This window comes from Rhizobium sp. P1_E1, assembly GCF_056406015.1.
On the sequence record NZ_JBFUAY010000206.1, the window covers coordinates 1 to 9,055 of the forward strand.

General features: G+C 61.2%; 12 protein-coding genes and 1 pseudogene. 5 read left to right on the plus strand and 8 right to left on the minus strand.

All coding sequences use genetic code 11. The features are described 5' to 3' along the window. A pseudogene (locus AC1D1Z_RS31395) lies at positions 1-194 on the minus strand (EamA/RhaT family transporter); the annotation flags it as partial. Between the two features lie 74 nt (positions 195-268). Between AC1D1Z_RS31395 and AC1D1Z_RS31400 the strand changes: the two are divergent. Continuing rightward, positions 269-1,198, plus strand: coding sequence for a LysR family transcriptional regulator (locus AC1D1Z_RS31400; RefSeq protein WP_477852745.1), 930 nt, complete (start codon positions 269-271; stop codon positions 1,196-1,198). A 38-nt stretch (positions 1,199-1,236) separates the two neighbouring features. Here the strand turns inward: AC1D1Z_RS31400 and AC1D1Z_RS31405 are convergent, their stop codons facing one another. Next, positions 1,237-1,728: a GNAT family N-acetyltransferase gene (locus tag AC1D1Z_RS31405; protein WP_131647713.1), complete on the minus strand. Its 492-nt coding sequence runs from the start codon at positions 1,726-1,728 to the stop codon at positions 1,237-1,239. Positions 1,729-1,804: 76 nt separating this feature from the next. After that, positions 1,805-2,326, minus strand: a complete 522-nt coding sequence (locus tag AC1D1Z_RS31410; protein WP_018246644.1) for a DUF992 domain-containing protein — start codon at positions 2,324-2,326, stop codon at positions 1,805-1,807. A 588-nt stretch (positions 2,327-2,914) separates the two neighbouring features. Here AC1D1Z_RS31410 and AC1D1Z_RS31415 point away from each other — a divergent pair. Next, the gene (locus AC1D1Z_RS31415) at positions 2,915-3,163 is read left to right on the plus strand and encodes a glycine zipper 2TM domain-containing protein (RefSeq protein WP_012759902.1); all 249 of its coding nucleotides are present in this window, start codon (positions 2,915-2,917) and stop codon (positions 3,161-3,163) included. A 20-nt stretch (positions 3,164-3,183) separates the two neighbouring features. Beyond that, positions 3,184-3,543, plus strand: a complete 360-nt coding sequence (locus AC1D1Z_RS31420; RefSeq protein WP_131647712.1) for an EF-hand domain-containing protein — start codon at positions 3,184-3,186, stop codon at positions 3,541-3,543. An 80-nt stretch (positions 3,544-3,623) separates the two neighbouring features. On the opposite strand, the gene AC1D1Z_RS31425 is transcribed toward AC1D1Z_RS31420, so the two are convergent. From AC1D1Z_RS31425 to AC1D1Z_RS31440, 4 genes are all read right to left on the minus strand, one after another. Next, positions 3,624-3,788, minus strand: a complete 165-nt coding sequence (locus AC1D1Z_RS31425) for a DUF1328 domain-containing protein (protein WP_003549551.1) — start codon at positions 3,786-3,788, stop codon at positions 3,624-3,626. 86 nt (positions 3,789-3,874) lie between these two features. Beyond that, on the minus strand, positions 3,875-4,465 hold the full coding sequence (locus AC1D1Z_RS31430; protein ID WP_018246642.1) for a hypothetical protein: 591 nt from the start codon (positions 4,463-4,465) through the stop codon (positions 3,875-3,877). Positions 4,466-4,572: 107 nt separating this feature from the next. Beyond that, positions 4,573-4,965, minus strand: a complete 393-nt coding sequence (locus tag AC1D1Z_RS31435) for a VOC family protein (protein WP_018246641.1) — start codon at positions 4,963-4,965, stop codon at positions 4,573-4,575. Between the two features lie 101 nt (positions 4,966-5,066). Continuing rightward, a complete protein-coding gene (locus AC1D1Z_RS31440; RefSeq protein WP_477852749.1) occupies positions 5,067-6,689 on the minus strand; it encodes an ABC-F family ATP-binding cassette domain-containing protein in 1,623 nt (540 codons plus the stop codon). Between the two features lie 205 nt (positions 6,690-6,894). Between AC1D1Z_RS31440 and AC1D1Z_RS31445 the strand changes: the two genes are divergently transcribed. Continuing rightward, on the plus strand, positions 6,895-7,224 hold the full coding sequence (locus tag AC1D1Z_RS31445) for a DUF6665 family protein (RefSeq protein ID WP_113542978.1): 330 nt from the start codon (positions 6,895-6,897) through the stop codon (positions 7,222-7,224). A 120-nt stretch (positions 7,225-7,344) separates the two neighbouring features. Continuing rightward, on the plus strand, positions 7,345-7,827 hold the full coding sequence (locus tag AC1D1Z_RS31450; protein WP_477852751.1) for an aldose epimerase family protein: 483 nt from the start codon (positions 7,345-7,347) through the stop codon (positions 7,825-7,827). Between the two features lie 41 nt (positions 7,828-7,868). Here the strand turns inward: AC1D1Z_RS31450 and AC1D1Z_RS31455 are convergent. Then, positions 7,869-9,055: DHA2 family efflux MFS transporter permease subunit (locus tag AC1D1Z_RS31455; RefSeq protein WP_477852753.1), on the minus strand; the 1,187-nt coding region annotated here is incomplete at its 5' end.

Consider the following 9,055-nt stretch of genomic DNA (forward strand, 5'->3'; position numbering starts at 1 on the left):
ACGCCGGCTGCCACATAACGCGCCGTTGCCAGTTCGATCGGCGTCAGCGGTCCGAGGCAGATGCGGATCACCACGAAAGAGGAAGCCCAGAAGAGGATGGTGACGAGGATCGCCGCAAAGGCGACCAGATCGAACCCGCCTTGCTGTTTCGTCGAAATCGATGCGCTTGCCGCCATGCTCATTTTCGCCTCCATATGTTCCTGCGGACAATGGATTAGGCCTTCGATGCGTGCTTGAAAAGCATCGCAATCGATGATCAAATGTGCGTATGGTTCACAGCTCACCAGTGCTTCCGCCACTCGATACGCTCGAGACCTTTGCCCGCGCCGCCCGGCTCGGATCGTTTTCGGCCGCAGCCGAGGAAAGCGGCATCACCCATGGGGCGGTGTCGCGGCAGGTCTCGCGCCTGGAGCGCTGGATGGGCGTGCGCCTGTTTGCGCGCGAAGCCCGCGGCGTGCGCCTGACGCCGGAAGGTATGCGGTTTTTCGCGCGGGCGGAGGAAGCACTTGCGCTGCTCGGCAATAGCGGCGAACGCTGGCTGCCTCGCCGTAACAAGGCGGTGGTGCGCCTTTCGGTGACGCCCTCTGTCGCCTCCCTATGGCTGTTTCAACGCCTGCCGAAGCTCGAAGGAAACGAGTTGCATGTCGAGCTCACGCTCGAACACCGGCTGGCGGATTTCGGCGAAGGCACGGATCTGGCCATTCGCTGCGGCAAGGGGCCGTGGGCCGGCGTACGCGCCCTGCCGCTCTGGCAGGAGAAATCGTTCCCGATCGCCGCCCCGGCGCTGGCGGACCGGCTCGGGCAGCGTTCCGATGCCCTTTCGCTGCTCGATCTGCCGATTCTGCATGATTCGAACATCGAAGGCTGGCGCCGCTGGCTCTCCCGCGAGGGTGTCGACTATATACCGCGCGGCCACGACCGGCGCTTCGAKGACTACAATCTGGTGATCGATGCCTGTGCGCAGGGGCTCGGGATCGCACTCGCGCGGCCGCCGCTATCGGATGCTGCGCTGGCGGCCGGACGCGTCGTCGCCTTGTCGGAGCGGACGCTCGATTATCATGTGGCCTTTCACCTGATCCGGCCGGACGATGCGCTTAGAAGCCCTGCCATCGAATTCGCCAGCCGCTTCCTGCGCGAGGCCGGCCATGACGAGGCGACGATTGCCACTTTTATCGCGCCCGGCCGAGCGAAAGCGTAAGTGGAACGCTCGGTGGCGGCTCCGGCGATCGCCGGTCGCTACTCCGCCGAAAACTTCAGGCGCATTTCCTTCGCCAGCTCGAAACCAGCGGCTCGATAGACGGGCTCGCCGGCATCTGAAGCATGGATGACGGCCGTCGTGCAGCCGATCGATTTCAGATAGTCGACAGCCTTGTCGGTCAGCGCCGATGCGATGCCGCGCCGGCGGAAGGCGTCGGCGACATAGTCGGACCAGATGTAACCGTGCAGCCGCTGTTCCGGCCGGATGACCTCCGGAAACGGCGATTGGTGCAGCTGGCAGGATGCAGAACCGGCAATGTCACCGTCGACGACCGCAAGGGACGAGGTCAGGCGGCGCTCTTCGCGACCGCTTCTGATAAAGGACAATATCCGCGCCGCCGCATCAGACCTGTAGTGTTCCGGTGGTGTGCCGTAGCTGTCCCAGATCTTCAGATAGTGCCCAACCAGGATCTCGTCCTCGCTGGGCTTTGCCATTCGAATATCCATCGTGTCGTGATCCGGCTTGGGCATACGAGGGCGCGAAATCGTTCCTCAGACGAGGTGGCGTCCCCTGCCGCGATGCGGCAGGGGACGCCAAAAGGCTACATCAATTCGCTGCCGTGAGCGTCATCGAGGCGCTGCCGGCCGCAACGTTGAGGCCGAGCTGACCGGTCAGGCTGACCGTCTGCAGATGGATCGAGCCGGACGTGCCGCCAACCAGGAGATTGGCGCCGACACCGGCACCGAGCGTCGCTTCAGCGCTAGCGCCGACATAGAGGCCGGCGAGCGAACCGCGGTGATAGCCGGCCGTCGGCGCGAACACGGCCCAGATCAGGCGGCTGCGCGTGGTGAAGCCAAGGTCGATGCCGAGCTTTCTCACTTCGCCCGTATAACGATCCGAAAGTTCGTTGCCGACGGTCGACTGGAAGATGCAGTCGGCCTCTTTGGAGGAGCCGAGCACGTAACCCGTGCCGCCGCCGATATCGCAGGTGAGGTAGCCGATCTTCACGCCATTGCGCAGGTCCGGCTCTTCATACGTCCTGGTGACGAGGTCGGCGGCATTAACCGCCCCAGCGCCGACCAGCGTCAACGATACCGCGGCAAACGCCGTCGCAAAAGTTTTATTCATAAGTCTCTCCTTCTCAAATCGTGACGGGAGCATACCCGGCTACTCGCCACCAGATTCGGCAACAGATAACGGACGGAACCGCAAAACGATCCCGACCCGGCATCATTTACGCATCGCATGTCAAAGCGCATGGGAGGGCGCAACCGACAAACACGGCTACGGTTCAGCCCCCATTGGGACATTTCGAAGGCATCATTTCGCGTCATCCGGTTATTTTACGATGTTGTCAGCGATGGTTGCCGGAAAGGCACGATCCTGATCGCCGTCAATCTTAACGAGCGGTATCATGCAAATTGCAGGCGCCCTATTTGGATAGGCGATCGATGATCGCGCAGGTTGCCATGCCGTATAGATAGCTGTACTATTTGAAAATACTCTCCATGCAGCGCTGTAACTGGAGAGGAATCGGCATGATTGCTTGGCATTGCCGCAGAATTTCCGCTTGTTTTCCGGAATTATGCTTCCGTTCGAACGGAAACTAAGTCTGAATTTGAGAGATATAATCAGGCGATATTTTCGCGGGGGCCGGACAATCGTACGCCCGCTCATCTCTATTGGAGATAGCGGGTAATTTATCGGGAGGGAAAGATGCGCATACGCAGGACAAACATCATACTGGCGGGATGCCTTGCCGTCTCCGCCTGCCAGTCCGGGCCGACGTCACAGGCCGTCTCGGATCGTAATTCCGAATTCGGCTGCATCGCGGGAACCGTCGGCGGCGCGATTGTCGGTGGCTTGATCGGCAGTACGATCGGCGCCGGAACCGGGCAGGTGCTTGCTGTCGGCGCCGGCATAGGCGGTGGCGGTTTCGTAGGCAACCGCCTGGCTTGCCGATAATTGGGGAGGGATATCAAGCGATGAAAACCTTGGCTTTCGCGACGACACTCATCCTGTGCCAATGTGTTGGGGCAGTGGCGCAACAGCAGCAACAGCCCGGATCGATGTATCAGGGCCAGATGGACCGGCTCGACGGCAATGCCAGCAAGGCCGTCGACCGTTCGGAATACGAGACCTTTATGGGCACGGCTTTCGGAAGTCTCGACAAGAACAAGGACGGCAGCCTGCAGTCCGACGAGACGGTGCAGATCCTGACGGTCGAGCAATTCACTTTGACCGACGCGAACCACAACGGCCGCATCAGCCGAAGCGAATTCATGCAGCGGGTGATGGCGGATTTCGCGACCGCCGACCACGACCGGGATGGAAGCCTTCAGTGACGTAGAGGTCAAACCGAGTGTGGCAATAAAGAAAAACCCGGCGATGTGTTCGCCGGGTTTTTATACTCGATCTGTCCGCACTATACTTTTCGCATTAGTCTCATGACGAGCGACACGACGAACAGAACCAGGAAAATGAAGAACAGAACCTGGGCAATGGAAGCTGAAGCACCTGCGATGCCGCCAAATCCGAGGACGCCGGCAATCAAGGCCACAACGAGAAACACCAGAGCGTAGTAAAGCATCGCAATCTCCTTTTACGTTGCTGCGGAGATAACGGAGGCCGCCCCATTTGGTTCCCGTCCGTGTCACGGTCGGCGCATCGGCTTGTTCAGCCGAAATGAAAAACGCCGCTGTACCTCCGGTCGCCTTCATTCGGCTCGGGAGGTTCGGCCGCATCGAGATAGGCCTTGAGCGGCCCGGTCAGCACGAACCAGATGCTGGCTCCGAGCATGAAACAGGCTCCCACCGGATCGTCGATGCGGGCGATGAACGGAAGGCAGGCGGATGCGAACAACACGATGATCCGCACCGACCACTCCGCCTCACGTTTGGCGATGGCCCGCGCTCTCAGCGATTTATATTCCCGAGCGCCGTAACCGCCTCCCCCTGCCTTCACAGCCGAAAGCAGTTTTCGCGCGGACGGCAGCGCCAGCATGATCAGCGCGGCAACGCTGAGCGTGAAAGTCTCGCCGGCCATGACCTGCCCGCTCGCGATCAGCAGAAAGGAGAGCACGACGAGATTCCATGTCGGCTCCAACAGTTCCGGCGGTTGCCGCGTGCGGAGATGCCAACTCCGCAGCAAACCCGCCGCGCCGTGCAGTAGCGGCTGATCGATATAGCGATTGATCCAGTCCATGCCGTTGTGCCCGTCCCCGATTGCATGAAGAGGCCTTCGAACACCACGGAATTTGGTCATCATCGTGGCGACAGCCGTGGAATCCGCTCTTCGCGTGGACGAACTGGCATTACCGAGGCGCGTCACGGTCGCAAAATCTGAAGGCGACCTCAGAACTCGGCGACACCAATTTAGCGCAATTCCTGCGCAACCTCCCAGACATGGCCCGACGGATCCGCAAAGGCCGCGGTACGGCGGCCCCATGGACGATCGATCGGACCATTGAGCAGCGTGACCCCGAGCTTGCGCAGTTCCGCGCAAACCGCATCGACGGCATCGACCTTGATCGTCAGCAGGACGCGCGCGCCGGACCCCGGTGCTGCCACCGCCGACGGCTCGACCAGTTGAGGCGCTTCCGTCACTTTCAGCAGGTTGATCATCGTCCCAGAGAATTTCAGCACCGAGGATACTGCGTCCTCATAGACGATCTCAGGTGCAAAGACCTTCTGGTAGAACGCTTTGGCCTCGTCGATATCATCGACGAACAGGGTGACGACCTCGATCCTGTCTAACAGCATGGACATATCTTCCTCCGTTGCTTCGACCGCTCAGCCGATATCGCTGGCCGGCTGTCTGCTGGTCGCCTCGAGCCTGGCAGTTTCGACATGCCCCGCGAAAAAATCCGTCAGCTTCGCAGGCCGGGCGCCTCCTGGCCGGTGCGCGCCACATATTCGGTGTAGCCGCCGCCATATTGGTGGACGCCCTCGGGCGTCAGTTCCAGCACCCGGTTGGAGAGTGCGGCGAGAAAATGCCGATCGTGCGAAACGAACAGCATGGTGCCCTCATATTGCGACAGTGCCTTGATCAGCATTTCCTTGGTGTCGAGGTCGAGATGGTTCGTCGGCTCGTCGAGCACGAGCAGGTTCGGCGGGTCGAACAGCATGATCGCCATGACCAACCGCGCCTTCTCGCCGCCTGATAGTACCCTGCACCGCTTCTCGACATCGTCGCCGGAGAAACCGAAGCAGCCGGCCAGCGCGCGCAATGGCCCCTGCCCTGCCTGCGGGAACTGGTCTTCCAGCATCTGGAAGACAGTGCGCTCGCCATCCAATATATCCATGGCGTGCTGGGCGAAATAGCCCATCTTGACACTGGCGCCGAGGGCGACGCTGCCCTGATCAGGCGCGGTGGAGCCGGTCACCAGCTTCAGCAGCGTCGACTTGCCGGCACCGTTGATGCCCATGATGCACCAGCGCTCCCGGCGGCRCACGACGAAGTCGAGTCCCTCGTAGATGCTGCGGCTGCCGTATTTCTTATGAACGTTCTTCAGGTTGACCACGTCCTCGCCGGAGCGCGGCGCCGGCTGGAACTCGAAGGAAACGATCTGGCGGCGCTTGGGCGGTTCCACCCGGTCGATCTTCTCCAGCTTCTTCACGCGGCTCTGCACCTGCGAGGCATGCGAGGCGCGCGCCTTGAACCGCTCGATGAACTTGATTTCCTTGGCAAGCATGGCCTGCTGGCGCTCGAACTGGGCCTGTTGCTGCTTCTCGTTCTGCGCCCGCTGCTGCTCGTAGAATTCGTAGTCGCCGGAATAGGCCGTCAGCGTGCCCGCATCGATCTCGATGATCTTGGTGACGATGCGGTTCATGAACTCGCGATCATGCGAGGTCATCAGCAGCGCGCCCTCGTAACCTTTCAGGAATTCCTCTAGCCAGATCAAGCTTTCGAGATCCAGATGGTTGCTCGGCTCGTCGAGCAGCATGACATCGGGGCGCATGAGGAGAATGCGAGCAAGCGCCACGCGCATCTTCCAACCGCCCGACAACGCGCCAACATCGCCGTCCATCATCTCCTGGCTGAAGCTGAGCCCCGCGAGCACTTCGCGTGCGCGGCCCTCGAGCGCGTAACCGTCCAACTCCTCGTAGCGCGCCTGCACCTCTCCGTAACGCTCGATGATCTCTTCCATGTTATCGGCTTGCTCGGGATCGGCCATGGCGGCCTCGAGATCGCGCAATTCGCCGGCAACGATGCTGACCGGGCCGGCACCGTTCATCACCTCGGCGACGGCGCTGTGGCCCGCCATCTCGCCGACATCCTGATTGAAATAGCCGATGGTGACGCCCCTTTCGACGGAGACCTGCCCCTCGTCGGGCTGCTCTTCGCCGTTGATCATCCGGAAGACGGTCGTCTTACCGGCGCCGTTCGGGCCGACGAGGCCGATCTTCTCGCCTCTGTTAAGAGCCGCGGACGCCTCGATGAAGAGGATGCGGTGACTGAGCTGCTTGCTGATATTTTCAATACGGATCATGATTTGCGCGGGAGCCTGGAGAAGGAGATTTTGGCGCGCTTATGCCATGCGGGGAAATCGCAGGATAGCCCTGTTTCCGACCGTCTTGATCTCAAGAGTATGATGCCGAAAGGTGTAAGCGGTTTTCGGGCGAACATGCTCGCCTTCTTTAATTTGGAACCGGATTGGATATTATCGCGGCTCACGCCAACGGAGACCTGTGCCAATGAGCGTTCGTCCGCCGCAGTCCTTCAGACCATCCGAGCAGAATAAAAACGGCTTCAACGTCCTCGAATACGAGCTGATGTCGGAACGCGCGGATTCGCTTGGACGTCACGGACTGAAAGCGGAGGCGGCACTTGCCGCCCTGAAGGCCTGGGCTCCCGACGGCCAGAGCACTGAGGAACGCGAGAGGCTTCTCAATGAAGCCTCCGACGCCGTCTGGGCGTTCTTCATCCAGCGTGAGATCTGCGGGTTGCGGAACAACCGCGACGCCATCCAGCGCTACGGCATTCCGAATGAAGTGATCGCCAGATTGGGCGCGGTGCGGAAGTAGCGCACTGCGACGGCTCTGCTATTGTCACCGTGGCTGCCGTCCTGCCTCTCTCTATTGGGTGGAAGTCCCCGGTGCGGAAAGGTATGGCTTGGTGCCCAACCAATGCGAAAGGGAAACGCGATGCCAACCTCCATCCGGATCGGCAATCAGGATCTCACCGTCGATGTCTCCACCCTCGGCGCCGAGATGCAGGCGCTCACGTCAAGCGATGGGCGCTCATGGTTGTGGACGGGCGACGCGGCCTTCTGGACCGGGCGTTCGCCGATCCTGTTTCCGATCGTCGGCAAGACACCTGACGACAAGATCACGATCGACGGCACGGTCTATCCGATGGCCCAGCATGGGATGATTTTCCCGAGCGGTGCGGGCGAAGGGCTGCGCTATGGCGCAGAAGGCGGGCCGGCCATGCATTTCCATTTCGAAAACCTGCCCAATCTTGCGCTGTGGACCAAGCCGGGGGCGCCCTTCCTCTGTGTCGAGCCCTGGCATGGAACGGCCGCGGAAGCGGGAGGTTCGAGCGAGCTATCGAAGAGGCCTTCGACCACGATCCTGGAACCGGGTGCTGTCGCCCGCTTCGCCTTTACGGTCGAAATCCCACAATAGAAAGCGCTGGCCGGGAAGCCCGGCAGGCGCCGGTGTTTCGTTCAGTGAGCGCCGGCGCCACCGCCAGCCCGCGGTTTCTGGGTGAGCAGCAGGGCAACGGCTGCAATGGCAAGAACAACGCCGATGACGGCGAAGGTATCGGCAAAACCCAGGATGAGGGCCTGGCGCCTGACAATCTGGCCAAGCGCCACGATGGCTTTCTGGGCTGCGACGGCATGATCGGAAACACCATGCTGCAGGAAGTAGCCAGTCATCTGGTCGAGACGGTTGCGGACTTCGTCGCGGCCGAGCGTCACCGACTGGCCGATGATATTAGAGTGGAACTGCTCGCGTTTGGTCAGCACCGTGCCGAGTGTCGCCGTGCCGACGGCACCGCCGAGATTGCGCAGCATGTTGGTGAGGCCCGAGGCGGCGGCGGCATCCGAAGGCGCAATGCCTGCGGTGGTGATGGCAGTGATCGGTGTCAGCACCAGCGCCTGGCCGATGGCGCGGACGATATTCGGGATCCAGAACTGGTCGCCCGCGGTATCGGCCGAAAGCGTGATGTTCATGAAGCAGCTGATCGCGAAGATCGAGATGCCGAGGAAGCCGATATAGCGTGCATCGAAGCGCTTCATCATCATCGGCACGAGCGGGATCAAAAGCAGCTGCGGCAGGCCGGTCCAGGCCAGCACGTTGCCGATCTGCTCGGCATTATAGCGCTGCACCTGGCCGAGATATTGCGGCAGGATATAAACGGTGCCGAAGAGGGCGACGCCGACCAGCACGTTGACGGCAACGCCGATGCCGAAATTGCGCTGCTTGAGCAGCCGCAGCTTGACCAGGGGCTTCTCCACCGTCAGCTCGATCCAGATGAAGGCGACGAGGAAGACGAAGGCGACGATGCTGAGCTTGACGATGAAGGGCGAGGAGAACCAGTCTTCCTTGTTGCCCTCTTCAAGCACCGTCTGCAGCGCCGAAAGACCGATCGCCATGGTGAAGATGCCAGCCCAGTCGCCCTCCCTGAGTAGGCCAAGCTGCATCGGCTGCTTGTCGAGCGTCAGGGCAAGGGCGACCGCCATGATGGCGCTCGGGATGGCGTTGATGAAGAAGATCGTCTGCCAGCCATAGTTTTCGGTGAGGTAGCCGCCGATGGTCGGGCCGATCGCCGGTGCGAAGGTGACCGAGAGCGCGAAGATCGCCAGGCCGAGCGGCTGCTGCGATTTCGGCAGCTTGGTCAGCACCATGG